24 protein-coding genes are annotated in these 26078 nt (G+C 62.7%); 11 read left to right on the top strand and 13 right to left on the bottom strand.

Features of this window, described 5'->3' with window-relative positions; translation table 11 throughout:
- Positions 1-83: 83 nt before the first annotated feature.
- Positions 84-1913 carry a DEAD/DEAH box helicase gene (locus PCS43_RS09865; protein WP_270923027.1) on the top strand — a complete coding sequence of 610 codons (1830 nt, stop codon included), beginning with the start codon at positions 84-86 and terminating at the stop codon, positions 1911-1913.
- Positions 1913-2488 (top strand): hypothetical protein, encoded by a 576-nt coding sequence (locus PCS43_RS09860; RefSeq protein WP_003940836.1) that lies wholly within the window; start codon positions 1913-1915, stop codon positions 2486-2488. Before PCS43_RS09865 ends, PCS43_RS09860 begins: the two co-directional genes overlap by 1 nt.
- A 5-nt stretch (positions 2489-2493) precedes the next feature.
- On the opposite strand, the gene PCS43_RS09855 is transcribed toward PCS43_RS09860, so the two are convergent.
- Positions 2494-2778, bottom strand: coding sequence for a DUF3017 domain-containing protein (locus tag PCS43_RS09855; protein WP_003940740.1), 285 nt, complete (start codon positions 2776-2778; stop codon positions 2494-2496).
- 5 nt (positions 2779-2783) lie between these two features.
- Complete coding sequence (locus PCS43_RS09850; RefSeq protein ID WP_003940923.1) at positions 2784-3641, bottom strand: bifunctional methylenetetrahydrofolate dehydrogenase/methenyltetrahydrofolate cyclohydrolase; 858 nt, start codon at positions 3639-3641, stop codon at positions 2784-2786.
- 31 nt (positions 3642-3672) lie between these two features.
- Between PCS43_RS09850 and PCS43_RS09845 the strand changes: the two genes are divergently transcribed.
- Positions 3673-4185, top strand: a complete 513-nt coding sequence (locus PCS43_RS09845) for a GNAT family N-acetyltransferase (protein ID WP_270923026.1) — start codon at positions 3673-3675, stop codon at positions 4183-4185.
- Positions 4186-4217: 32 nt separating this feature from the next.
- Positions 4218-4493: a DUF1905 domain-containing protein gene (locus tag PCS43_RS09840; RefSeq protein WP_007727403.1), complete on the top strand. Its 276-nt coding sequence runs from the start codon at positions 4218-4220 to the stop codon at positions 4491-4493.
- 6 nt (positions 4494-4499) lie between these two features.
- Here the strand turns inward: PCS43_RS09840 and PCS43_RS09835 are convergent, their stop codons facing one another.
- The gene (locus PCS43_RS09835) at positions 4500-5120 is read right to left on the bottom strand and encodes a pentapeptide repeat-containing protein (RefSeq protein ID WP_058039044.1); all 621 of its coding nucleotides are present in this window, start codon (positions 5118-5120) and stop codon (positions 4500-4502) included.
- Between the two features lie 33 nt (positions 5121-5153).
- Positions 5154-5834 carry an excalibur calcium-binding domain-containing protein gene (locus PCS43_RS09830; protein ID WP_042923481.1) on the bottom strand — a complete coding sequence of 227 codons (681 nt, stop codon included), beginning with the start codon at positions 5832-5834 and terminating at the stop codon, positions 5154-5156.
- Positions 5835-5971: 137 nt separating this feature from the next.
- Here PCS43_RS09830 and PCS43_RS09825 point away from each other — a divergent pair, with 137 nt between their 5' ends.
- On the top strand, positions 5972-6436 hold the full coding sequence (locus PCS43_RS09825) for a tRNA (cytidine(34)-2'-O)-methyltransferase (protein ID WP_007727408.1): 465 nt from the start codon (positions 5972-5974) through the stop codon (positions 6434-6436).
- 6 nt (positions 6437-6442) lie between these two features.
- Here PCS43_RS09825 and PCS43_RS09820 read toward each other — a convergent pair whose 3' ends face one another.
- The 3 genes from PCS43_RS09820 to PCS43_RS09810 form a co-directional block, all read right to left on the bottom strand.
- On the bottom strand, positions 6443-10627 hold the full coding sequence (locus PCS43_RS09820) for a bifunctional nitrate reductase/sulfite reductase flavoprotein subunit alpha (RefSeq protein WP_209908104.1): 4185 nt from the start codon (positions 10625-10627) through the stop codon (positions 6443-6445).
- A 103-nt stretch (positions 10628-10730) separates the two neighbouring features.
- Complete coding sequence (locus PCS43_RS09815) at positions 10731-11642, bottom strand: DUF3626 domain-containing protein (RefSeq protein ID WP_245361426.1); 912 nt, start codon at positions 11640-11642, stop codon at positions 10731-10733.
- 7 nt (positions 11643-11649) lie between these two features.
- A complete protein-coding gene (locus PCS43_RS09810) occupies positions 11650-12786 on the bottom strand; it encodes an FAD-dependent oxidoreductase (protein ID WP_209908102.1) in 1137 nt (378 codons plus the stop codon).
- 73 nt (positions 12787-12859) lie between these two features.
- Between PCS43_RS09810 and PCS43_RS09805 the strand changes: the two genes are divergently transcribed.
- A complete protein-coding gene (locus tag PCS43_RS09805) occupies positions 12860-13540 on the top strand; it encodes a TetR/AcrR family transcriptional regulator (RefSeq protein WP_209908100.1) in 681 nt (226 codons plus the stop codon).
- Between the two features lie 12 nt (positions 13541-13552).
- Here PCS43_RS09805 and PCS43_RS09800 read toward each other — a convergent pair whose 3' ends face one another.
- The gene (locus tag PCS43_RS09800) at positions 13553-14464 is read right to left on the bottom strand and encodes a LysR family transcriptional regulator (RefSeq protein WP_030535095.1); all 912 of its coding nucleotides are present in this window, start codon (positions 14462-14464) and stop codon (positions 13553-13555) included.
- Between the two features lie 91 nt (positions 14465-14555).
- Here PCS43_RS09800 and PCS43_RS09795 point away from each other — a divergent pair, with 91 nt between their 5' ends.
- Positions 14556-15641: a TDT family transporter gene (locus tag PCS43_RS09795; RefSeq protein WP_042449826.1), complete on the top strand. Its 1086-nt coding sequence runs from the start codon at positions 14556-14558 to the stop codon at positions 15639-15641.
- Between the two features lie 74 nt (positions 15642-15715).
- Positions 15716-16357 carry a dihydrofolate reductase family protein gene (locus PCS43_RS09790; protein ID WP_003940771.1) on the top strand — a complete coding sequence of 214 codons (642 nt, stop codon included), beginning with the start codon at positions 15716-15718 and terminating at the stop codon, positions 16355-16357.
- Positions 16358-16404: 47 nt separating this feature from the next.
- On the opposite strand, the gene PCS43_RS09785 is transcribed toward PCS43_RS09790, so the two are convergent.
- Complete coding sequence (locus tag PCS43_RS09785) at positions 16405-16713, bottom strand: rhodanese-like domain-containing protein (RefSeq protein ID WP_003940684.1); 309 nt, start codon at positions 16711-16713, stop codon at positions 16405-16407.
- 85 nt (positions 16714-16798) lie between these two features.
- Here PCS43_RS09785 and PCS43_RS09780 point away from each other — a divergent pair, with 85 nt between their 5' ends.
- Together PCS43_RS09780 and PCS43_RS09775 are read left to right on the top strand one after the other, a co-directional pair.
- Positions 16799-17638, top strand: coding sequence for a CPBP family intramembrane glutamic endopeptidase (locus PCS43_RS09780; RefSeq protein WP_209908098.1), 840 nt, complete (start codon positions 16799-16801; stop codon positions 17636-17638).
- Between the two features lie 33 nt (positions 17639-17671).
- The gene (locus tag PCS43_RS09775; RefSeq protein ID WP_209908096.1) at positions 17672-18562 is read left to right on the top strand and encodes a dienelactone hydrolase family protein; all 891 of its coding nucleotides are present in this window, start codon (positions 17672-17674) and stop codon (positions 18560-18562) included.
- On the opposite strand, the gene PCS43_RS09770 is transcribed toward PCS43_RS09775, so the two are convergent.
- The 4 genes from PCS43_RS09770 to PCS43_RS09755 all read right to left on the bottom strand — a co-directional run bounded on the left by PCS43_RS09770 (position 18549) and on the right by PCS43_RS09755 (position 24267).
- The gene (locus PCS43_RS09770; RefSeq protein WP_007727420.1) at positions 18549-19556 is read right to left on the bottom strand and encodes a zinc-dependent alcohol dehydrogenase family protein; all 1008 of its coding nucleotides are present in this window, start codon (positions 19554-19556) and stop codon (positions 18549-18551) included. The two genes, PCS43_RS09775 and PCS43_RS09770, sit on opposite strands and share 14 nt — an antisense overlap.
- Positions 19557-19612: 56 nt before the next feature.
- The gene (locus PCS43_RS09765) at positions 19613-20383 is read right to left on the bottom strand and encodes a glucose 1-dehydrogenase (RefSeq protein ID WP_003940866.1); all 771 of its coding nucleotides are present in this window, start codon (positions 20381-20383) and stop codon (positions 19613-19615) included.
- A 14-nt stretch (positions 20384-20397) separates the two neighbouring features.
- Positions 20398-20745, bottom strand: coding sequence for a hypothetical protein (locus PCS43_RS09760; RefSeq protein WP_209908094.1), 348 nt, complete (start codon positions 20743-20745; stop codon positions 20398-20400).
- Between the two features lie 234 nt (positions 20746-20979).
- Positions 20980-24267 carry an error-prone DNA polymerase gene (locus PCS43_RS09755; protein WP_037129108.1) on the bottom strand — a complete coding sequence of 1096 codons (3288 nt, stop codon included), beginning with the start codon at positions 24265-24267 and terminating at the stop codon, positions 20980-20982.
- Positions 24268-24535: 268 nt separating this feature from the next.
- Here PCS43_RS09755 and phoA point away from each other — a divergent pair, with 268 nt between their 5' ends.
- Entirely contained in the window at positions 24536-26068 is a 1533-nt protein-coding gene (gene phoA, locus PCS43_RS09750) for an alkaline phosphatase (RefSeq protein WP_003940796.1), read from the top strand.
- The last annotated feature ends 10 nt before the right edge of the window (positions 26069-26078 follow it).

The following is a 26078-nucleotide window of genomic DNA, read 5'->3' as shown; positions in this document are numbered from 1 at the left end:
GTCGGGAAAACCACAGCTGATCTGCGGGTTTTCCCGACATTCTCATTGGCGAACGTGAGCCGGCGCGGCTAGCATCGGCGAACGTGAATCAGCCATGCTCGACGCGCCTGCAGGCTACGTACATTCCCGAGCACATGTCCTTCGCGTTCTGGGGTGACGCAGACCCGGCAGCGCGGCTGTCGGCACTGGGGATGCCGACCGGGTCGCCGGGCGTGTGCAGGCTTGCGATCCCGGTCGACGAGTCGATCACAGCAACCGACGTCGGAGCGCAACTGCTCGACCTCACCACCGCGATCGACGCGTTCCACAACCTCGATGCTGGTCGCGGCGACCTCGGATCGTCGCTGCTCGCATGGAAGCGCGTCATCGACACCGGGGCACATGACATTCCGACTGCAGCGCATGCCGCGATCGAGCGCGACGACACGAAAATCAGAAGCGCCCGGTCCACGGTGCAGTTGTTCACGGATGCGCGCGCAGCCATCGAGAGTCTTCGCCGAGCAAAGATTCAGGCGACATTGCGCCCGTATCAAGTGCATGGAGTCGCCTGGCTGACGGCACTGTCGGGTTCGGGCGGTGGAATTCTCGCCGACGAGATGGGTTTGGGCAAGACACTGCAAGCGATTTCGATGATCGCGATCCGCGCCGACGACGGTCCACACCTGGTTGTGTGTCCCACCTCGGTCATCGGAAACTGGCGCCGCGAGATCGAGCGATTCGCTCCGCATCTGCCACTGCACGTTCATCACGGGACCGCTCGCGCACTTCCCACTCGTGTTCCTGCCGGCACCACGGTGCTGACCAGCTACAGCGTCTTGCGTTCCGACGCAGACCAATTGGCCCCGATCCATTGGAGTTCAGTGGTCTTCGACGAGGCACAGCAGATCAAGAACCCCTCTTCGCTGGCAGCGAAAGCAGCAATGCAGTTGTCGGCCGACGTCAAGGTAGCGATGACCGGCACGCCGGTGGAGAACCGCCTCGAAGAATTGTGGTCACTCTTTCGCGTCGCAAATCCCGACGTCCTCGGAACTCGCGCACGGTTTCGTCAACGCTTTGCCGTCCCGATCGAATCCGGTCGATCGGCCACCGCGGCGACCAGACTTGCCGCGGTGATCGATCCTTTCATTTTGCGCAGAACCAAAGACACAGTGGCCAAGGATCTTCCGCCCAAACAGTTCTCCACGGTCTCGTGCACTCTGACGTCGGAACAGGCGCGCATCTACCGGTCGGCAGTTGCCGATGCGTTCGACTCCGGATTGGGCACGGGAATTGCCCGGCGTGGCAACATCCTTGCGCTTCTGACCACTCTCAAGCAGGTATGCAATCACCCGGCGCAGGTCACCGGCGATACGGACGACCTCTACGGAAGATCCGGAAAGCTCGACCGCGCAACGGAAATGATCTCCGAGATCGTCGACGACGGCGATCGCGCGCTGATATTCACGCAGTACCGGACGATGGGCGAGATGCTCTCGCGACACCTGGGAGCCGAACTGGGTATCGGTGCCGTGCCTTTCCTCCACGGCGGCCTGAACACCGACAAACGAGACGCGATGGTCGACGCGTTCCAGAACGACACGGATTCACCACCGGTTCTGATTCTGAGCTTGCGCGCCGCCGGCTTCGGCCTCAACCTCACGCGCGCAAGTCATGTCGTGCACTACGACCGGTGGTGGAACCCAGCCGTCGAGGATCAAGCAACCGACCGGGCACACCGCATCGGCCAGAAACGCACCGTCAACGTCCACACCTTGGTGACGGGCGGTACCGTCGAGGATCACATAGCAGCGATGCACGAGTCCAAACGAGCTGTGGCCGATGCTGTCTCCGGGAACGTCGAGGCCGCGCTGGCCGATCTCCCCGACACCGAACTGCGTGAACTTCTCGAACTCGACGGCGCGGTGATCATCTGATGGCCAACGAATTCGGCGTCACCGCTTGGGGTCGAGCGTGGCTGCGCACGGTGGAGCGGACCGCGGCGTCCGGTCCGAACCCGTCCCTGCCGACAGCTCGCACCCTCGCACGCAACGGTTCCGTGGAGTTCACCGTCGTCTCGTCGGGGACCGTCGTAGCCGAAGTGAGCACCAAGGCAAAAACTTCGTCAGTGACGATTGGTGTCCCGCTCTGGACCAAATCCGAAATCGCTGCAGTGAAGAGCCTTCTCCGTTCGGCTGGAAAGGCGAACAGATCCGTCTCCACCGGCGAACTGCCGGACAGCATCGTCACCGAACTGCAGGCTCGAAATATCGCAGTAGCCGTTGATCTTTCGGAGTGCACTGCCAGCTGCGACTGCTCAGGTCGACGCTCGCCGTGCGTTCACCATCTCGCCGCGATCTACGCCCTCGCCGGGCGAATCGACGAGGAACCTGCAGTTGCGGTGACGTTACGGAGTGCACCGGTCAAGGCTGGAAAGAAGTCGACATCCACACATTCGGCGGAGTGGATCCCTTTGAGTGATATCGACATTCGCTCGTTCTACGGGGACTGATCTTCTCAGTCGGTACCGAGCGGATCGATGGTCAGGGCGAGCGTCGCGATCAGCACACCCATAACGCCCATCGCCGCAGTGTCGAAGACCCTTCCACGCACCGCGAGCAATCCCACACGGTTCTCGGGAACGAACCACCGAGCGGCAGCTCCGATGATGACGGCAACACCGAAGACGAGGGCGCCGCGGCGCCACCGGTCGGCCAGCACGAGAACAACCGCTGCCGCGATCACGGCAAGGACCGCGAGCATGGGCAGATTCTTCTTCGCGAGGCCGACCAGTGAGGACATCGGACTCAGGCCTCGGCCAGAACCCGCTCGGCGCGCTCGACCACGTTGGTGATCAGGAACGCGCGGGTCAGCGGTCCGACACCACCGGGGTTGGGTGAGACGAAGCCGGCGACCTCGTTGACGTCGGCTGCGACGTCGCCGCGCAGGCCGTCGTCGGTGCGACTGACGCCGACGTCGAGGACCGCCGCTCCGGGCTTGACCATGTCTGCGGTGATGAGGCCGGGAACGCCGGCGGCAGCGACGATGATGTCGGCGCGGCGAACCTCGGCCGCGAGATCGCGGGTACCGGTGTGGCAGAGCGTGACCGTCGCGTTCTCGCTACGACGCGTCAGCAGCAATCCGATCGGGCGACCGACTGTGACGCCTCGTCCGACTACCACCACGTGCGCGCCTGCAATAGGGACCTCGTAGCGGCGCAGGAGATGCAGGATTCCGCGCGGGGTGCACGGCAGCGGGGCTTCCTTGCCCAACACCAGTCGACCGAGGTTGACCGGGTGCAAGCCGTCGGCGTCCTTGTCGGGGTCGATGCGCTCGAGGGCTGCGTTCTCGTCAAGGTGCTTGGGAAGCGGCAACTGCACGATGTAGCCGGTGCACTCGGGATTGGCATTGAGCTCGTCGATCGTCGCGTTGAGCTGCTCCTGCGTGATGTCGGCAGGCAGGTCGCGTCGCAAAGAATTGATGCCGACCTTGGCGCAGTCGTTGTGCTTGCCGCGCACGTAAGCCGCGGATCCGGGGTCGTCGCCCACCAGGATGGTGCCCAAGCCGGGTGTGATGCCCTCTGCCTTCAGAGCGCTCACCCGCACCTTCAGGTCTTCGAAGATTTCGTCGCGGGTAGCTTTGCCGTCGAGGATCGTTGCAGTCACGGCGACCATTGTTCCAGGTTAGGGTCGATGAGTGACAACGGCTCCGGAACTACGCGGCCCGAGGGTGCTCCTCTCCCCCGTCGCGCCCGATCATCACGCCCGTCTGCGGGCAATTCACCTGCACCCGGACGTCGTGCAGTGGTGGCAAAATCCCGACGACGACTGGCCTGCGGCGCCAGAAGCCGGCACCACGCACTACAGCATCTTCCACGGCGACCAACTGATCGGCTTCATCCAGTGGTACGTAGCGGAAGACAACCCCGACTTCCGCCACGCCGGGCTCGACTTGTTCCTCGATCCCGACTTCCACGGCCGAGGGTTCGGTCGCGAATCGATACGGGTGCTGTGTGCCCACCTGATCGACGACCTCGCATTCCACCGTCTGGTCATCGACCCGGAAGTCGACAACTCCGTCGCCATCGCGTGCTACCGATCGGTGGGCTTCAAGGACGTCGGGGTGATGCGCGAGTATTCGCGAGATCGCCACGGTGCGTGGAAGGACGGACTGTTGATGGATCTGCTCGCACGGGAATTCATCCGCTGATCGACTGGGACGAGTTCGAAAGGACCGACATCATGTTGCTGGACAAGGAATTCACGGCCACCCTGCAGAAGAGCGACGCCAAGGGCGGGTGGACTTATGTGATCTGGCCGGAGTCCGCCGAGTTCTTCGGCACCCGCGGCCTGGTCAAGGTGCGCGGGACGATCGACGGACATCCGTTCCAGAGTTCGTTCATGGCGTTGGGAGACGGTAACCACAAGCTGCCGGTCAAAGCCGATCTGCGCAAAGCCATCGGCAAGGAGACCGGCGAGCTGGTGACGGTGCGCCTCGAGGAGCGCTTGGAGAGCTAGGCGCTGCTACTTCATGTCGACGACAAGACCGTGCGCCGACGCGTACGCCACCGCCTGCATCAACTCGATCTGCGCGTTTCCGACCGACGCGGACGTCCACAGGCTCGGATCGATCCGCGCACCGCGCAGGTCTGCACCTTCGAGTTTGAGTCCACCCGTACGAGCACCGGACAGATCCGCCGACGCCAGCACCGCGCCCCGCATGTCGGCCCGAACCAGGTTCGCTTCACGGAAGCGGCATGAGGTGAAGTCGATCTTTCTCATGTCCGCCCCGCCGAGTGAGGTCAACGAGAAGTCGACTTCGTCGAGCGTCAACGGCCGGATGCGGCAACCGTCGAACGTCGACCCGAGCAGACTGCAGTTTCGGAACGTGCTGTGCCACAGGCTGGTCCGGGCAAAATTGCACGAGCGGAACGCAGTTCCCGTGTGCACGGACTCCCCCAGATCGGTGCCGGTGAAGTCACAATCCGTGAACACCACCGACTCCGTCGTGAGTCCGGTGAGATCGGCATCTCGGAAATTGCAGTTGGTGAAAGTGCGCTGACGCCACTTCTGCCCGGCCAGCCGCGCGTCTGAATAGTCTTCGCCGACGACATCGTCGGATTCTTCGGGGAGCATGCCGTCCATACTGCCCCGCCGCACCGACACCGGTTCGATCGCCTAGGTCTCGCAGGCCACGCCGTCACCGTCACGATCAAGCTTGGACGAATAGCCGGGATCGCCGCGGTAGATCGGGGCAGCACCGGCCGCTCGCACGGCTGCACAGTTGGCGTAATACACCCCCGCGTCGGGCACCTTGGCCGGCGGCGGAACGTACGCCGGTTCTGTTGTCTTCGGCGGTGTGTACGCAGGAGCGGGCGGAACATACGGCGTAGTCGTGGTCTCCGGGACCTGCGGAACCAGCGGCACGATTGCCACGGTGGTTGTCGTCGGTGGCGGCACGATCGTTGTCGTCGTCGGCAAGAGGGACGAAGTCGTGGTCTTCGTCGTCGACGGGACCGTGCTTTTGGTTGTCGTCGCTGCAGCTGTCGTCGAAGAGGTCGCAGCAGGCGTCGTCGATTCTTCCGACTTGCCCGCTCCCGTCGCCGCGGCGATGGCAACCAGCCCCACGACTGCCGCGCCGGCGATCCACGGCCACTTACGCCGCGTCTTGCCTTCCTCGGCGTTAGTGTCCGGCACCGCCGATCCGGGTGCGCCGAAGACCTGCGTGGGAGTGCCGAAAGCCTGAGTGGGTGCGTCGACGCCCTTGGGCCGTGTCTGCGCGGTCCACTGCTGACCGTCCCAGTAACGGTCGATCGTGGGGTCGAAGGGGTCGGGGTTCCAACCGGCGGGAGGGTTCATCAAAATGTCCGTTCTGCGTAGAGTGCCGGAAATAGATTCGCACGGACTGGCCGGTTTGTTACCAATTCGCCCACACTTCCCGACCGGGTCTTCTCACGGACGTGGTCACCGATACGTCGCCCGGTACAGTTCCTCGAGTGTTCCGAGTGATGTTCCACGAGCCCCGCATCCCACCCAACACCGGAAACGCGATCCGCATGGTCGCAGGCACCGGTTGCGAACTCCACCTGGTCGGCCCTCTCGGGTTCGACTTGTCGGAGCCGAAGCTCAAGCGCGCAGGCTTGGACTACCACGACCTGGCGACTGTCACGGTCCACGAAAACCTGACCGCTGCCTGGGAAGCCGTCACCCCCGCTCGCGTGTTCGCCTTCACCGCGCACGCGACCACGTCGTATGCCGATATCGCCTACCAACCCGGCGACGTCCTGCTGTTCGGGCCCGAACCCACCGGACTGTCCGAAGAAGTATTGGCGGACGAACACGTCACCGAGCGCCTGCGTATCCCGATGCTGCCCGGACGCCGGTCCCTCAACCTGTCCAACGCTGCCGCCCTCGTGACGTACGAGGCCTGGCGTCAGCACGGGTTCAAGGGCGCTGTCTGATCGACGTCAGTAGACGTCCCGGACATAGCGCTTCTCCGCCGAAAGAGCCTTCACGTATGCCTCGGCACTGCGAGGAGCCAGTTTTCCGTGTTGAGCGACCACCCCGTTGAGGGCACTGTCGACGTCCTTGGCCATCCGGTTGGCATCGCCGCAGACGTAGAAGTGCGCTCCCTTCTGCAACCACTCCCACAGCAGCGCACCCCGCTCACGCATCCGGTCCTGCACGTAGACCTTGTCGGCTTGATCCCGGGAAAACGCGAGGTCGAGTTCGGTGAGGAATCCGTCTTTCCGCAATTCTTCGATTTCTTCGCGGTAGTAGAAGTCGGTCGCGGCGTGCTGTTCTCCGAAGAACAGCCAGTTCGGGCCCGTGTGCCCCAATGCCCGCCGCTCATGCAGGAAGGCACGGAACGGTGCAATGCCGGTCCCCGGACCGACCATGATCATCGGGGTCTCGGGATCGGAAGGTGGCCGGAAGTGGGTCGACTTCTGCACGTAGATACCGATGTCGTCATCGTGAGCGTGGTCGGCGAGGTAAGTCGAGCACACTCCACGCCGTGGGACACCCGCAACGTTGTATCGCACCGCGGACACCGTCAACTGCACTTCGCGTGGGTTCTCCTTCGGACTGGAAGATATCGAATACAGCCGCGGCTGAATCGGTTTGAGCAGCGAGAGCCATTCGTCTGTCGAGGCACGAACGGGCGACTGCGCGAGAATGTCGACGGACTGTCGTCCCCACGACCAGTCTTTGAACGTGGAGACATTCTCCGGCTTCAACAACTCGGCCAGGTCCGAATTGCGGGTTCGTTGATGCACGAATCGAATCATGTCGGTCGAGATTCGAGTGATCTCCAGGCGCTCGGTGAGCGCGGTACGCAGCGTCATTTCCCCGTACTGCCCCAGTTCGACGGTCTCGTCACCGTCGAGGCCAGTAAGGGTGAGCCACTCGTCGACAAACGGAGAGCTGTTTCGGGGCCAGACTCCGAGAGCGTCGCCGGCTTCGTAACTGACCGTGTCACCTGGAAGGTGAAAGCCCAACTGCCGCACGTCTTTGGAAGAACCCGGACGGTTGAGCACGACATTGCGCGTCAAGGCTGTGGTCAGTGGCGCCTTCTTGTTGTATCGCAGCGGCGGCGACATCGCCGGTGAAATGGGCGCGGCTGCAACGGTTGTCCCAGAATTCTTCTTTGCAACGAGGACGTCGGTCGTCTCGCCGGCCACCGAGCTCCGAAGCTCAGCCGTGACCGCCTCCAGCCATCCAGCAGCGGTGTCCTCGAAATCGGGCTCGCAGTCGGCGCGATCGACGATACGACTGGCTCCCAGTTCGGCAAGGCGGGCGTCGAGCTTTCGTCCGTGTCCACAGAAGTCGTCGTAGTTCGAGTCGCCGAAAGCGATTACTGCATAACGTGTTTCGCCCATCCGAGGCGCTGTGTCAGCAGCCAGGGCATCCCAGAAACCGCTGCCATTGTCGGGGGATTCGCCGTCACCGGAGGTACTGGTGATCAGCAGGACCTCTCTGGTGGCCGCCAGGTCGGCGGCCCGGAACTCGTCCATTGCGTGCATCACCACGGGTAAGCCGACTTCGCTGAGACGAGTAGCGCACTCAGCAGCGAATTCTTCCGCGTTTCCGGTCTGCGATGCCCAGAGCACCACGATCGGCGCGCGCTCGGATCCAATACTCGGACTCGATGACAACGCAGGCCCGTCGGTGTCAGGAAGTGAGATCCGCGAGTACAGGCCGGCCAGAACACCGTCGACCCACATCCGCTTTTCGGCATCGAAGGGTGCCGTCGACGGCAAGGTAGGTACCCCGGCAGTGCGATCGGCGTCCGCACGCAACGCAGCGAGAAGGCCGGCCAGGTAGCTCTGCTGGAGCGCATCGAATACCACTGCAGGTGTTCCTGTTTGACCGAGGACATCTGCGAGGACATCGGTTCGCGACAAAGCCCGATCAGCTGGCGCGGGAGCCAGCAGCGCCGCCTCGGCGAGCACTGTTTCAGGTGTGTTCACGGCGACCTTCGTCATAGTGACAGCGCAGGCTTTGAACTCCGGTTGCTGCGAGGCAGGGTCGATGGCGTCGTTGGTGACGGCGTTGATGGACAGATATTCACCGAAGGCGTCGTTCCAGTGAAATGGGGCAAAGCAGTTCCCCGGACGCACTCGGTCGGTGACAACAGCCGGAAGCACAGCGCGACCGCGGCGTGAGGCAACCTCGATCGCATCCTGGTCGACGATGCCGAGTCTGGCGGCGTCGTCGGGATGGATCTCGACGAAGGGACCTGGGTTGAGCTTGTTCAACTTGGCCACCTTGCCGGTCTTGGTCATGGTGTGCCACTGGTGCGCGAGACGACCGGTGTTGAGCAGGAAGGGGTAGTCGTCGTCGGGCATTTCGGCGGGAAGCATGTGCGGCCGTGCGAAGAACATCGCACGGCCAGTGGCGGTGGGAAATGCGAGCCGCGGAGTGCTGCCGTCCTCGCGGATCAGGAGCCTTTGACTGACACCGTCATTGACGTATCGGATGGGATGACGGTCCTGATCACTGTCTGGCGGGCATGGCCACTGAATCGATGTCTTGCGGAGGCGCTCGTAGGTGACGCCGCGTAAGTCGTAGCCGGTCTTCGGATTCCAGAACTGCTTGATCTCTTCGAACACCTCTTCGGCACAGGTGTAGGTGAACGCTTCGGCGTACCCCATCTCGCAGGCGATCCGGGCGATGATCTGCCAATCAGGCAGCGCCTGCCCAACCGGATCCAGTGCCTGCTGAAAGAGCGTCAGGTTGCGTTCGGAATTGATCATCACTCCGTCGGACTCTGTCCACAGCGAAGCAGGCAGCAGAACATCGGCGTATTCGTTGGTCTCGGTGCCCAGGAAAGCATCCTGGGTGATGACGAGGTCGGCCTTCTCCAAGCCGTCGATGACGGTCTTGCGGTTGGCTACCGTCGCAACGGGATTGGTGCAGATGATCCAGCACGCTTTGATGTCGCCCGCCGCCATTCGGGAGAACATGTCGATGGTGCCACCGCCGATGTCGGTGCGCAGCGAGCCCTGCGGGATCCCCCATCGGTCCTCGACGAAGTCGCGATCGGCGTCGACCATCACGGCGCGCTGACCTGGCAAACCTGGCCCCATGTAGCCCATTTCACGCCCACCCATGGCGTTCGGCTGACCGGTCAACGAGAACGGACCGCTGCCGGGCTTGCAGATCGCACCGGTCGCAAGGTGAAGGTTGCAGATGGCGTTGGTGTTCCACGTGCCGTGGGTGCTCTGGTTCAAACCCATTGTCCAACAGCTCATCCAGTTGACGGCCTCACCGATCCACTGCGCTGCCGTGTGGATGTCGGCTTCGGAGATACCGGTGATCTCGCTGACCTTCGCAGGCGTGTACTCCGCGAGGAAACTGGGCATGACCTCCCAGCCTTCGGTGAAGTCGGCGATGAAGTCCGGATCTGTGTGGCCGTTTACGACGAGCAGGTGGAGTAGTCCGTTGAGTAGCGCGAGATCGGTGCCGGGAGCGATCTGCAGGAACAAGTTCGCCTTGTCGGCGGTGGCGGTGCGTCGAGGATCGACGACGATCAGCTTCGCGCCTGCCTTGACCCGCTCCTGCATTCGGAGGAAGAGGATCGGATGGCAGTCCGCCATGTTCGCGCCGGTCACGAAGAACACGTCGGCATGTTCGAAGTCCTGATAGGAACCGGGCGGTCCGTCGGCCCCGAGCGATTGCTTGTATCCGGTGCCGGCACTTGCCATGCACAAACGGGAATTCGATTCGATCTGATTGGTCCCGATGAAGCCCTTGGCCAGTTTGTTCGACAGGTACTGAGCTTCGAGTGACATCTGCCCGGACACGTACAACGCAAACGCGTCGGGACCGTGCTCGTCGATGATTGCCCGCAGGCGCTGGGCGGTGTCAGTGATGACTGCGGCCATGTCCGCCGCTTCGATCGCATCACCTCGGCGCGGACGGCGATATGCAGATTCCATGCGCCCCGGGCCTGCGAGCATGTCTGCGGTCGTGGTGCCTTTGGTGCACAGACGCCCGAAGTTGGTGGGATGTGTCTTCAGACCGGAAGACTTCGCAGCCTTCCGACGTCCCGACTCCGGATCGGTGATGATGTCGAGGACAAGACCACAGCCCACCCCGCAGTACGCGCAGAGTGTGTCGACACTGGTGGTGGTGAGTTGAGCGCCCATCGATTCATGCATCCCTTCGACCGAGGATCAAGGTCGACTTCTATCTTCGGATGCAGTTGTTTCGGTAGTTCATGCCCGATGTTGCGTATCAATCACTCTTTCCTCACCGCGACCTTCGGACCGATGTGCGGTCCCGGGACCAGCGGTCGTCGACGTGCAGCTGTACGCGAATGCCCAGTTCTACGCTCTGCCGCCGAATCGAGCGATGTAGTGCCAAACCTTCTTGACGTCCTGCGGATCGAAGGATGCACCCCGTGCGAGCCCCAGGACGGCAGGCGTCAGCCGCCTGCCGTGCGCAAATTTCTCGGGCAAGGTCGATCACGGCCGCACCCCGGTATTCGGGATGTTCGGCTATCTCGTCGACATCGACCGCGTATCCGTCGTGCCACAGCACCGGGCACGTGAGCGAGTGGGCGATCTCTTCGATCCGTGTGCCCCGGTAACTCGGATCCAGAACGAGCGCCTCGACGTCCGTCCCGATGTCGACGACGCCGTGAACGTGCGCCTCGATGTAGTGGTCGAGCGGATCGTCGAGCTCGGCAGCCCGTGCGGCGCCGACCAAGCTCATCGCTTCGGCCGTTCCGAAATGATCAGGCTCGAAGACGCTGTCGGGAAAGCAGAAAGTGGTGCGGTCGAGCGTGTGCTCGGCAAGCCGGAAGTAGGACGAGCCGAACCGAGGGGATGCCCCGTAGGGATCGGCGGAGAAGTTCAACGATCCGTACTTCGGCCGTTCCGAGGGCTCTCGCTCGTCGTAAGCTCCGCCGAATATCCGACTCTCCCAACGCCAACGATCGCCGCCGTGATGCGCCGTCAGTCCGCCGTTGCTCGTTCGAGACTCGAACTGGGTCACATAGGTGCCTTGACGTGCGATCGAGGCCAATGTCAGACCACGTTCAGACGGGAGGTCCGGATGAAAGTGCAACGTCACCCGGTGATTTCGATCCAACGGGCCGCCCTTCGAGAGACCGCTCACGTGCGCAATCGCGGCAGACCAAGGAGTGGAATCAACAGACATTCGCCCATTATCCGGATACGGAAGCAGCGCCGGTGAAGAAATCGACCAGTGAATACGGTGCGCCTTCACCGAGGCAGAGATCAAGGATCACGTGCGAGTCCGCGGCCTCGGATGCACTGCGGACGAACATCGCTTCTTCGTACTCGGCGAGTGCCCCTTCGATGTCCTCGGGGTGCGTGGCGATCGCCTTTCCCAGTTCGGCGCCGTCGAACATGGCCAAGTTCGCACCCTCACCGGACGGGGCCATCAGGTGCGCCGCGTCACCGAGGAGCGTCACCCCAGGCACGCGATCCCATGGGTGCTCGTCGGGAAGTGCATGGATCGCGCGCGGAATCGGAGCGGTTTCGCCATCGGTGATCAGCGCCGTGAGTTCCGGTGCCCAACCGTCGAACTCGGCGGCGACCCGCGCTGTCGCAGCGGCGGCGTCGGTGAAATCGATACCGGCAAACCACTCCGCCGGACGGTTCAGCTGAACGTAGGTGTGCACGATGTCTCCCGCCTCTCGATGCGCGGCGATCGCTTTTCCTGGTGCGGGCGCGTACATCGCCCCGTCCCCGACGGCTTCGGCTGCAGCCGAATGCTTCTCGTCGACGTCGTAGAGGTAGGTCTCGACGAACGTGGTGCCGACGTATTCCGGCTTCGCATCGGAGAGCAGCGGCCGGATCTTCGACCAGGCACCGTCTGCACCGACGAGAAGGTCGGTGGTCACTGTCGAACCGTCGACGAAGGTCAACTCGTGGCGATCATCTCCGAGCGAGCGCACAGTGTCGACTTTGCGTCCCCATTCGATCGTGTAGTCCGGAAGGGAATCAATCAGGATTCGACGGAGGTCGCCGCGCAGCACCTCGGGACGTGCTCCCGTGCCGTCGTCGGGTTCGTCGAGGAGCATGGCGGCGTGTTGATCGAGTACGCGCGACGCGGCGCCGCCCGCGTGGATGATCGCGCGGAACTCGTCGGTGAGGCCGGCAGCGTCGAGCGCGGCCTGACCGTTGTGTTCGTGGATGTCGAGTTGGCCGCCCTGCGTGCGAGCTTCTGCCGACAGTTCCGCCTCATAGATCTTCGACGGAATTCCATGAACGTGGAGGACACGCGCGAGGGTCAGACCGCCGAGGCCCGCCCCGATGATCGTTATCGAGTTGCTCATGCTGTTTCCTTTCAGGCTTCGATTGGAACGTCGTTCCAATGACATCTTGGAACGGCGTTCCAGATATGTCAAGATGGTTCGCATGGCGACCAGGAATCAGCGGACCGAACGACGTACGGATGCGCTCTCGAAGGAGCGAATCGTCGAGGCTGCGATCGAGATCCTCGACGACGAGGGCGAAGCCGCGCTGACATTTCGCGCGCTCTCCGCACGCCTGGCAACAGGTAGCGGGGCGATTTACTGGCACGTTGCCAACAAGAGCGAACTGCTCGCCGCGGCGACCGACGACGTCATCGCCCGCGTGACAACCGGTGCAACCGAAGGCGCAGCCCCACGGGAGGCGATCCGGACCATCGCCCTCGGCGTGTTCGACGCGATCGACGCCCACCCCTGGGTCGGCACCCAACTCTCACGTGAACCGTGGCAATCAGCGGTGATGCAGATCTTCGAAAGTCTCGGCGAGCAACTCCAGGCGCTCGGCGTTCCCGAATCGGCACAGTTCGACTGCGCGTCCGCGCTCCTGAACTACGTGCTCGGTCTCGCCGGACAGTACGCCGCGGGCGCCCGTCTGCTCCCCCGTGAGACAGATCGGTCCGCTTTCCTCGCGGGCGTCGCCACGCGATGGGAAGAACTCGACTCTGCGAAGTACCCGTTCCTCAATCAGGTGACGGCGCAGTTGCGCGACCACGACGACCGAGAACAGTTTCTGGCAGGCATCGAGCTCATCCTCGCGGGGATCGACACCGTCCGATAGCGGCCGTAGCCGTCAGCGTGAATGAACAGCGGTGTTGGATCCGAGCGCTATATCGAGGAAATCTCTTGCCGCACCGCGCAATCCGCGATCGGGATCCCAGACGGCTTGGAGTCGACGCGGCATCCGCAAGCCGTCGACGTTGACCGCGACCAGTCGGCCGTCCGTCAGGTCGGCGGCAACTGCCAGCGACGACAGAACAGCCGGGGCGTTGCCTGCCACCACCGCAGCCTTGACAGCGGTACACGAGGTGAGCTCGAGCAGCGGCGGCACACAATCGGGAACAGCATTCTCGAGCGTCAGGCGCGTACCGGACCCTGACTCGCGCTGAATCAGCGGTGTGCGTGCGAGTTCCTCGACCGGAACGGGCACACCATTCGCCCAGTCGTGTCCCGGCGGCACAACCACGACGAGGTGATCACGCGCTACTTCGCACGACGCGAGCGCCGACGGCACATCCGGCCCTTCGACAAATCCGATATCGGCCTGGCCGGCCTGAACTTGAGCAGAGACGTCCGAGGAATTGTGCAAGCTCACCGACGCCACGACGTTGGGGAACTTGTGCCGCATCGCGACCGTCCATCCGGGAACCAGATACTCGGCGATGGTCATGCTGGCGGCAACCGTGACGGCAGCATCACGTTCACCGCGAAGTGCGGCAACTCCCGATGCCATTTCCTCGGCACTGACGAGGATGTGACTTGCCCACTCGAGAATCAGACCGCCCTCGGCGGTGGGACGAACACCGGTCGCCGCTCGATCGAACACCTTGATTCCGAGTTGGCGTTCGACCGAACGCACCCGGGCGCTGACCGCCTGCTGACTGAGTCCGTGCTCCCGGCCGGCAGCACCCATGCTGCCCAGACGCCCTACGGAAAGGAGGACGTCGAGGGCACTGAGTTCCGGCACCCGAGGAGACAACGACATAGTCCCAAGATTAGACCCACAAGGCGAGTTTGTGGGCATTCAAGAACAACCGGTCTACCGGTACGGACCGGATGAGACGACAGTGAAATACATGACCACCACAACGAGTTCCACCTTCGCCCACATCACTCCGAACTGGTTCGCGGCAGCGATGGGAACGGGAATCGTGTCGGTGGCCGCCGCTTCGCTCGAACCGGAGATCGAGGGCTTGAAACTGGTCTCCGAGATCTTCTGGGTTCTGGCGGTTCTCGTACTGTGCGCCTTGATCGGAGCATTTGCCACCCATTGGTCACAACATCGATGTCAGGCCCTCGCCTACCTGCACAGCCCCGCGATGTTCCCCTTCTACGGCGCCGTCGCAATGGCACTGCTGACCGTGGGATCCGCAACCGGCATCACCGGCCCGGACTTCCTCGGCCACGACGTGGCGATCACCGTGTCGCTGACACTGTGGACACTCGGCACGGCACTCGGCCTGGTCACCTACGTCGTGATGATGATTCGACTCGTTCGAGATGCCGGGATGGCGACGGCAATGCCGTTCTGGCTCATGCCCGTCGTACCTCCGATGGTCTCGGCCACCACCGGCGCAGCGGTCAGCACCCACATGCCCGAAGGCGCTCCACGCATCGCGGTACTGGTTTTCTGCTACATCCTGTTCGCTCTGGCGCTGACCGCCGCCATCGGCATTCTGGTAGCCGTCGCCAGGCAGTTCGCACGCAACCGTTCGGCCGGCGTCGACGTGATCCCGTTCAATGCCATTCCCTCACTGTGGATTCCGTTGGGCGTGATCGGACAGTCGATCGCGGCATCCAACCTGTTGGCCGCCGCCTCACGGCATGCACTCAGCCCCGAGCATGCCGACACCCTGCACGAATTCGGGATCGCCTACGGAACCGTCGTCGGAATCATCGGCGTGATCGCGTTTGTCACCGTCACCGTCGTCACCATCCACGCACTGCGCCGCGGCTTGGACTTCTCGCTCGGCTGGTGGAGCTTCACCTTCCCCATCGGAGCATGTGCCGTCGGAGCGAATGCCTTCGGAGTCGCCACCGGTTCCACCCTGATCCTGGGAATCGCACTTGCCCTGCTGACCGTACTGATCCCCATCTGGGCAACCGTCGCGGTCAGGACCGTCCGGTCGATCCGCAGTGGAGTTCTACCGGCGGCTGCATGAATTCGCACCGATGAGTTTTGGCTCGCCGTACGGTCTGTACTCACGTAGACCATTGTCGAGAGCAGGAGTACACGGTGAGTCAGTTATTGCGAGTGCAGAATTTCGGCGTTTCGAGTGACGGAATAGCCTGCGGTCCGGACCAGAGCTTCGAGAGCCCGTTCGGCCTGGACCACGGTGAAATGTTTGCGTGGGCAGGAGCTACGGCCAGCTGGCCCAATCGCACCGATCCCGGCGGCAGCCGAGGCCTCGACGACTATTTCACGCGGGACTTCTCCAACAACATCGGCGCCGAAATCATGGGCCGCAACAAATTCTCACCCTACCGCGGCCCTTGGGAGAATCTCGAGTGGCAGGGCTGGTGGGGCGACGAGCCACCGTTCCACACCCCGGTTTTTGTCTTGACCCACCACGTGCGGCCGTCGTTCACGCTATCGGACACGACATTCCACTTCGTCGACGCCGACCCCGCGACGGCCCTCGCGCAGGCACGTGAGGCAGCGCAGGGCAAGGACGTTCGACTCGGCGGCGGAGTCAGCACTATCCGTGAATTCCTCGACGCCGATCTGGTCGACACGATGCACATCGCTGTCTCCCCGATCGAATTCGGATCCGGTCTACGACTGTGGGAGACACCTGACGAGTTACTCGACCGCTTCAACCTCGACGTTGTGCCGAGCCCGAGCGGCGTGACGCACCACCTGTTCTGGCGGAAGTGACGTGTTGGGGCAGCTCCGTAAACGGGAGCCGCCCCAACAGTTACGCACTATTCGCCGGTCTCGACCTGGCGCCCCGACTGGTACCACGCCATCGTTCCACCGGCCACCGAAACGGCATTGATGCCGCGAGCCTGCAGATACTCAGCGGCTTGCAAGCTCCGACCACCGACGGCGCAGATGATGTACACCGTTTCCGCGTCCGGAATTTCACCCACGCGAGAGACGAATTCGCTGAGCGGAATGAGCGTCGCACCGGGAACTCGGACCTGAGCGAACTCGTCGGCCTCACGGACGTCGATCAACGGCTCACCCGCTGCCAAAGCCGTGTCCAGTGCATTCAAATCGACTTCCAACATTTCTTCTGCGCCTGCCTTCGTGTTCGCTGCTGTCCGAATAGACGGTACCCGGGCGTTTTCGTGCAGCTCCCTTTACGATCTGACAATGACCAATACGGTTCCCGAAAAGTCCGGTTTTTGGAGTCGCCCCACCGTGTGGAAAGTGCTCCTGCTGATCGTCGTCTACCTGGCGTTCTATCTTGCTGTCGGGCAGGTTACCTCCAGGGTTTTTGCAGACCAGATCGACACGGACAATGTCGTGGCAAGCGCCTCCAGCATCCTCCTCGGCGACGCATTGCCCATCGCGATCGGCGGGATCGCCCTGCTGGTTTTCACGACAAAGGTCGGCTGGCTGCGCGGCGTCTTCGGCCCACAACCCATTCGTGGGCGGGGTTGGATGTGGATCGGTCCGATCATCGTGGTCGCCGCCATTGTTGCGCATCTGGCGGGAACCGATTGGAGCGCCTGGACCACCGGCGAGGTAATCGCCCTGCTGGTGCTCGGTGCGTGCGTCGGCCTGACCGAGGAATTGGCCACCCGTGGCCTGGCAGTGAAGATGTTGCGCGACGCCGGCCACCGGGAACGCTTTGTCGCCGTCGTGTCTTCACTGGTGTTTGCACTCATGCACACCGTCAACCTCATCGCCGGGATGAAGGCGTCAACCGTTCTGGTCACCGTGGTCTACACCTTCGGTTTCGGTATGTGCATGTACCTGACAATGCGTGTGACGGGCACGATCTGGGCCGCAATCGTGTTACACGGCCTCACCGACCCCACCACAATTCTCTCGACCGGCGGGCTGGACACTTCGGTGACCACGGAAGTGAGCGGCGCCGCCGCCATCACCTCTCTACTGACGGTCCTCTTGGTCGTCTTCGGGGTGATCGCCGTCTTCCTCATTCGAGATCGAATCGGCGAAGATCGGCACACACCCGTCTCGGCCTGACCGACCGCGACCGTACAAGACATACTTGTGCCCATGCCTTCTCGAACCAAGTACTCGTTCGCCGTCGTGACTGCATCGTGTCTGCTGGCACTCTCCGGTGCCGTCACTCATGCCACCGCGGGGGTTCCGACAACTCCCGAAGTCGCGACCACCGAATCCATCGCGTCGGAATCGATCAGCGATCTGTATGCAGCCAAGGGTGCGCATGAAGTGGCTGCCGATTCAGTTCCCGGGTACCAACTGTTCTACCCAGCCGGCTTGTCGTCTGATGGCAATCGGCATCCCGTCGTCACCTTCGGCAACGGCAGCTATGCGACTTACGAAGAGTACGAAGCGCTCCTGCAGCATCTCGCTTCTTGGGGTTTTGTCGTTGTGGTGGCCGACAGCAGCGTCACCGGCGACGGGACGGAGATCTTGGGGGCTGCCCAGTACGTCGTCGATCAGAACACCAACGCTGAGAGCATTTTTCACCAGCGGATCGACACCGACAACATTGCCTCGGTCGGACACTCCCAGGGCGCCGGTGGCGCGATCAACGCGGCAACCCAGTCCGCGAATCTGATCACCGCCACGGCGGTACTCGATTTGCCTGACCCGTGGTGGGCCTCGCGACCTGTCGACGTGATCGACGTGGCCCAGTTGACCGGACCGACGTTCTTCATGACCGGCGCCGACGACCCGGTCTCCACCGCCGATCCGCAAGCTGAGTACTTCGACAAAACCGCCGGACCGGCGGTCCGCGGCAGACTGCTTGGCGTCGGCCACAATTGGGCCGCAGATGGCGAAGGATTCCGGGGCTACCTCACCGCATGGCTGAGATTCACCCTCAGCGGCGACCAGACTGCCGCAAGTGCATTTGTCGGCGACTCGGCGGAAATCCTCACCGATCCCCGTTGGGACCGGCAAGCGATCAAGGGTTTGTGATGACGATCTTGCCGTAGGCCTGCCCGGATTTCTGCTGCTCGAAAGCGTCAGCGAGGCGGTCGAGGCTGTAGGAAGAATCTATGACGGGACGAAGCGCCAGGCTCTCCAGCCCGGCGACCATCTCCTCCTGATGTGCACGACTGCCCACCAGAACACCTTCGATGGTGACCTGTTTGGTCAGTAGCGAAGTCAGGTCGATCGACGACGAGGGGCCGTTCATGATGCCAAGCGCGCAGATTCGCCCGCCTGGTCGGACTGCCGCCAGAGATTGGCCGAGGGTGGACGGCCCGCCGACGTCGAGGACGAGGTCGATCCCGCCGCTGAGCCGCATCGCTTCCGAACCCCAGTCCGGGCGCTCACGGTAGTTGACCACGTGATCGGCACCGAGCTCGACCAATCGTGCCATCTTGTCGGGGGCCGACGACGTTGCGATCACCTGAGCTCCAACAGCTTTGGCCAGCTGGACGGCAAACAGCGCCACCGTGCTGGTCCCAGGGATCAACACCGACGACCCCGGGATGATCGGGACTCCGGCAAATAGTGCGCGCCACGCTGACAATCCCGCGGTGGGCAAGGTAGCGGCTTCCTCGTAGGTGTAGTTTCGCGGCATCACTGTCACAGCAGATACCGGCACGGTGACGGTGTCGCGGGCGAACCCGTCGACACCGTCACCCGGCGAATTTCCGAATCCGTCGAAATCCGGTGTGCCGCTCCGCCAATGCGGCAAATAGGTGCTCATCACGCGATCTCCGACGCTGAACTGCGTTACGCCGTCTCCGACCGCAACGACCTCCCCGGCAGCATCGGACAACAGGATCCGCGGACCGTCGGTTGCTATCTCTCCGGTCGCCACGAGGTAGTCATGGTGGTTGAGCGAATTCGCGTGGATCGCGATCGTCACCTCACCCGCACCCGGGCCCGGGGTCTCGATCGTCCTCGATTCGAGGTTGTTCAATCCTCCAGGCGGGAGTACGTACACGGCGCGGTTGGTCATGGTGTGGATCCTCGCACGAATGGTGATCGGGTGACGTTCGGAAAGGGTTCTGCTGCTCAGAGGAGAGAAGCGGTGAACCCTCCGTCGAGAACCAGGCTGCTGCCGTTGCACCACGACGACTGGTCGCTCGCAAAGAACACTGCGGCGGCGGCAACTTCCTCGGTCCGGCCATAGCGCGTCTGCTTCGTGACCATCAAGTCGTCGAATCCCCCGGACTCGAGGCCGAGGGCATTCTCGAAATCCTGCTGGTGACTCTTGACCAGGTCGGTATCGATGAATCCGGGCAGCAATGCATTCGCGCGGATTCCGTGGAAGCGAAGTTCGGCTGACAGGGTTTCGGTGAGATTGCGAACTGCTGCTTTGGCTGCGGCATAGCTGCCGATCAAAGGCGAGCCGGTGGTCGACGAGATCGACGAGATGTTCACGATCGAACCGCCACCGGATGCGACGAGAGCGGGCAGCGAATGACGCACTGTCAAGAACACTCCATCGAGGTTGACCGACATCACTTTCCGCCAGTCCTCGAACGAGGTCTCGATCAGCGGGGTCGTGGTGGCGATACCGGCGTTGGGTACTACGACGTTCAGTCCGCCGAACTCTTCGACCGCTCTGGCGACGAGATCCTTGACCTGCTGTTCGTCGGTGACATCAGTTGTGACAGCGATAGCTCCGTCGATCGAGTCCGCCACTGCCTGTGCTGCGCCACCGTTGATGTCGGAGACCACGACCCTCGCGCCCTCCGCCCCGAACGCCCGGGCAATGGCGGCGCCGATTCCGGCACCTGCGCCGGTGACAATTGCAACTTTGTTCGCGAGAAGATCGGACATGTCAGCGTTCCCCTTCAATTCTCGGTCGGGACGTAGAAAAGCAATTCGGGTCCGGTGTCGCCGGTGGTCGCGATGGCCTCGGACATGTCGAGAGTTCCGTCGCCCAAAGCACTTCCCAACGCCTGCGCGGTGCCCGCGAGATCTTCCGTGTCGAGTTGATAGATGCTCAGGTAGCGGCGCGCGGGCAATGCATCCTCGGGCAGCAACTGCACATCCGCCAGGAAGAATCTGGAGGCGGAGACAACTCCGGGCACTCGTTCGACGACCTGCGGAATATGCACGTCGTCGTACCAGCGGTTGAACACATCCTCCGAAGACGGATCGGCGGGGTGTACGTGTGCGACGAGAATCGCTGTGCTCATGAAGTTCCTCTTCGACTCGAAGCGCTTTTGGTTCAGCGCGTTTGGAAGGCGACGATATTCACGCGCAAGGCAACTGACCGCGGCTGCGTGTGGTGAATCGATCGCGCTCAAGCGACAACCCTAGGGAGCAAATGTGACCCGCACCATATGCTCGGAGGTCAGAGTTGAGCTCCACATTTGTCCTCTCGGCACAAAACTGTCTCTCGGCACTAACACGGTGGCCAGAATCAGGCGTTAACGGAAGTCTCGCGATTTGGCCGTGACTCGCAGATCCATCAGCTGCATCCGGTCTGCCACGACGGTGACAGCGCCTTCTGCATTCTGCACCTTCCCTCGAATAAGCAACGCCGGCGCCGTATTTGCCAATTTTCGGTACTTTGCCCACAACCCCACCGAACACACGACGTTGACCATGCCGGTTTCGTCCTCGAGGTTGATGAACGTGACGCCCGCAGCTGTGGCCGGACGCTGCCGGTGTGTGACTGCTCCCCCCACCAGCACACGGTCACCGTCCGGGATGTCGAGAAGTCTCGACGCCGGCACCACGCCGAGCGCGTCGAGCTGTGGGCGGAGGAATTGTGTCGGGTACGTGTCGGGAGATACTCCTGTCGCCCAGACATCCGCCGCCGCCAATTCGACGTCGCTCATGCCGGGCAAGGTGGGAGCTGTGACCGACGCACCGATACCGGGCAAGCGGTCGGGGCGCTCCCCCGCCGCAGCGCCCGCTGCCCACAGCGCTTCTCTACGCGAGATACCGAAGCTGGCTAGCGCACCGGCGGTCGCCAGCGATTCAGCTTGTGCGGTAGTCAGTTCCACCCGCCCCGTCAGATCGAGAAACGACGTGAACGGTCCACCGAGGTCGCGCTGTTCGACAATTTTCTCGGCGAGTGCATCGCCGATGTTGCGCACTTCCCCCAGCCCCAGCCGAACCTCGAATCCACCTGCCTCGACGGTGGCATGCGCGAGGCTGACATTGATGTCTGCACCGTGTACCTGCACTCCGTGCCGGCGCGCATCGGCAACCAAGGACTGCGGCGAGTAGAAACCCATGGGCTGCGCGCGCAGAAGTCCGGCGCAGAACGCAGCGGGATGATGAAGTTTGAACCACGAGGAGTAGAAGACCAGCGCGGCAAAACTCTGTGAATGGCTTTCCGGGAAACCGAAATTAGCGAATGCATACAGCTTTTCGTAGATCCGGTCGGCAACCTCGTCACCGATGCCGTGTAGGTCTCGCATGCCCTGATAGAACCTCGCGCGCAGTTGTTCCATCTTCTCGGTGGAGCGTTTCGATCCCATTGCCCGACGCAATTGATCGGCCTCGGACGGCGTGAAGCCCGCAACGTCGACGGCCATCTGCATCAACTGTTCCTGGAACAGCGGAACCCCCAACGTGCGTTCGAGTGCCTTCTCGAGCGACGGATGGTCGTAGGACACAGGTTCGAGTTTGTTGCGCCGACGAATGTACGGATGCACTGATCCGCCTTGAATCGGCCCCGGACGGATGAGCGCGACCTCGACTACCAGGTCGTAGAAGTTTCGAGGCTTCAGACGCGGCAGTGTCGCCATCTGCGCACGTGATTCCACTTGGAACACCCCCACCGAATCTGCCCGCTGCAGCATCTCGTACACCGCCGTTTCCGACAGATCGAGTTGCGCCAGATCGACTGTGATGCCTTTGTGTTCGGCCACCAGATCCATCATGTAGTGCAAAGCAGAAAGCATGCCGAGGCCGAGCAGGTCGAATTTGACCAGCCCAGCGGCAGCACAGTCGTCCTTGTCCCACTGCAGGACACTACGATTGGCCATTCGCGCCCACTCCACCGGACAGACGTCGGCGATGGGACGATCGCAGATGACCATGCCGCCCGAGTGGATACCGAGGTGCCGCGGATAGCCTTCGATCTGCGCCGCCAGTTCGAGTACCGGACGCGGAATATCGGTATCCGCATTCTTGTCGATACCGCCCCACCGGCCGACCTGCTTACTCCACGCATCTTGCTGGCCCTGCGAAAAGCCCAGCGCCCGAGCCATGTCCCGCACCGACGACTTTCCTCGATAGGTGATGACATTGGCTACCTGCGCGGCATACGTACGCCCGTACTTCGCGTACACGTGCTGGATCGCCTCTTCCCGGCGGTCGGACTCGATGTCCACGTCGATGTCCGGCGGGCCGTCACGTTCAGGCGCAAGAAACCTCTCGAACAGCAGTTTGTTGCGAACCGGATCGACATTGGTGATGCCGATCGCGTAACACACCGCCGAGTTCGCAGCGGAACCTCTTCCCTGACAGAGGATGTCGTTGTTCTTGCAGAACGACACGATGTCATGCACCACCAGGAAATATCCGGGAAAGTTCAATCCCTCGATGATGGCAAGTTCATGTTCGAGCTGTTTGTATGCCTTCGGTGCACCTTCCGGCGGTCCGTAGCGTTCCAGCGCCCCCACCATGGTGAGCTCACGCAACCACGACGCCTCGGTATGCCCGGCGGGAACGTCGAACGGTGGCAATTTGGGCGCGATGAGCTTGAGATCGAAAGCGCACTCACGACCAAGATCGGCGGCACCACTGACAGCCTCGGGATAGAGCGAGAACAGTGCCGCCATCTCCGCGCCGGACCGCAGGTGCGCTCCGCCGGTAGGGGCCAGCCATCCTGCTGCCTCGTCCAAGCTTTGACGCGACCGCACAGCCGCCATTGCCATGGCGAGGCGTCGACGCGGAGGAGCGGCGAAGTGCGCGGCGGTGGTCGCCACCGTACGTAGTCCATGCTCTCTCGCCAATTCGGCCAGAACGGCATTGCGCTCGTCGTCCTCCGCCAACCCATGATGAGTGAGTTCCACCGACACTCGCTCCGCCCCGAAACGCTCGACCAGATCCCCCAAGGCATCCGCCGCTGCTTCGCGACCACCCGACGTCAAGGCTTGCCGCACATGACCTTTCCGGCACCCGGTCAGGATCTGCCAGTGCCCACCGGCCGCTTCGGTCAGCACGTCGTAGTCGTACTGCAGTTTGCCCTTCTCGCCGCCCGCCAGATGCGCGGCAGCGATCTCCCGCGAAAGCCGGCGATACCCTTCCTGCCCACGGGCAAGCACCAGGAGGTGTGTTCCACCGGGATCTGCCGTGCCGGTTCTGGGTACCGAATCCAGAGACAACTCGGCCCCGAACACGGTGCGCATTCCCCATTCACGTGCGGCTTCCGCAAACCTCACCACACCGTAGAACCCGTCGTGATCGGTGACGGCGATAGCTTCGAGCCCGAGACGCACTGCTTCCTCGACCAGCTCTTCCGGCGGTGATGCACCGTCGAGGAAACTGAAGGCCGAGTGAGCGTGCAGTTCTGCGTAAGGAACTACACCGGCACCACGGGTGAGCTCGCCCGCGTGGTACTCGCCGCGCTTTCTTGACCAGGCGGGGCTGTCGCTTCCATCGCCCGGAAACAAATCCTCATGTTCCACACGGCCGGGTCGTCCGGAAAGCACCCGTTCCATCTCGGACCACGTCGGCGGCCCATTTCCCCAACCCACACTGACCTCGCACCTGATCGAGTCGGCCGTCAGGGACGACCGACTGCTCGAGGATGCCGAAAGGGAAGACGCACCACATGCATCGAACTGATGTTCGATGCAGATTCAGTCTGACAGGTCACTCACCCACAGTCAACAGAGCGAATCTCAACCCTCACCGTTTCGTCACATTCAGATGTACGCATGTCTGCACTCCGTTCACTTTCGCCCCAGATCATTAGCGGCGTTCATAATCTCCATCCATACTGTTTCCAGGAGTACTACTCGTATGTCGTTCTCGCGCAACACACGTAGGTTGACGGCCGTCGCCGGCGCCGTCGCCGTTCTGGCCGCTGCCGGCTGCAGCAGCAGCGCCGACGAGGCCACCGGCTCGAACGGCGCGACCGTCGATCGCGCCGCGACCGGCGAACTGTCCTCGAACGGTGGCGCTCGTCGCATCGACGGTGATCAGTCGGCCGCAGTGCGCGACGCCGTCAATGCCTCCGGCGCGAAGAACGTCATCCTCCTGATCGGGGACGGCATGGGCGACTCGGAGATCACCGCCGCACGCAACTACGCCGAAGGCGCTGCGGGCAGCTTCCCCGGCCTCGACGCCCTGCCGATCACCGGCCAGTACACGCACTACGCACTGACCAAGGACGGCAAGCCCGACTACGTCACCGACTCCGCAGCCAGCGGATCGGCATGGTCCACCGGCACCAAGACCTACAACGGCGCGATTTCCGTCGACATCAAGGGTCAGGCCCAGTCGACCGTCCTCGAGATCGCCAAGGCGAACGGCAAGGCCACCGGCAACGTCTCCACCGCCGAGGTGCAGGACGCCACCCCCGCAGTGCAGGTCGCGCACGTCAGTGGCCGCAAGTGCTACGGACCGGAGGCAACGTCCAAGTCCTGCCCGGAGAACGCCCTCGAGAACGGCGGCAAAGGGTCGATCAGCGAACAACTCCTCGACACCCGCGCCGACGTCACCTTCGCCGGCGGCGCCAAGTCCTTCGCTGAGACCGCGAAAGCCGGTGACTGGCAGGGCAAGACACTCAATGAGCAGGCCGCCGCCCGTGGCTACCAGCTGGTGAAGAACGCCGCCGAGATGAACGAGGTCGGCAAGGCCGATCAGGATGCACCCGTGCTCGGCTTGTTCGCCGACGGCAACATGCCCGTCCGCTGGGAAGGATCCGTCGCCACCCGCGACGGTTACCTGCAGCCCGCCGAAACCTGCGTCGACAACCCCAAGCGAACCTCCGACGTGCCCAAGCTCGCGGACATGACTCAGAAGGCCATCGACCTACTGAAGGTCAACGACAACGGATTCTTCCTCCAGGTCGAAGGTGCCTCGATCGACAAGCAGGATCACGCAGCCAACGCATGCGGTCAGATCGGTGAAACCGTCGACCTCGACGAAGCTGTGCAGAAGGCACTCGAATTTGCGAAGACCGACGGAGAAACCCTGGTCATCGTCACAGCCGACCACGCTCACACCAGCCAGATCGTCACCAATGTCAGCGCCGACGACATCGCCACCATCGCCAAGGACCAGAACATCCCGGTCGAGCGCGCCCAGGAAATCGTCTACCCCGGACTGACCCGCAAGCTGACCACGAAGGACGGCTCGGAGATGACGATCAGCTACGGAACGTCCGAGGATCCGGCCGTCGAGTCCGAAGGACACACCGGAACTCAGTTGCGCGTAGCAGCTTTCGGCCCGCATGCGGCCAACGTCAGCGGTCTCACGGACCAGACGGACCTGTTCTTCACGATGACCGACGCGCTGGGACTCGACCGTTCCAAGGTCGCAGCTCACTGATCCGATAACA

The sequence above is a fragment of the Rhodococcus sp. C-2 genome (genome assembly GCF_027854095.1).
Taxonomy (GTDB): Bacteria; Actinomycetota; Actinomycetes; order Mycobacteriales; family Mycobacteriaceae; genus Rhodococcus_F; species Rhodococcus_F qingshengii.
Note: the sequence above shows the minus strand (reverse complement) of the source record. Positions and strands in the feature narration are given on the sequence as shown.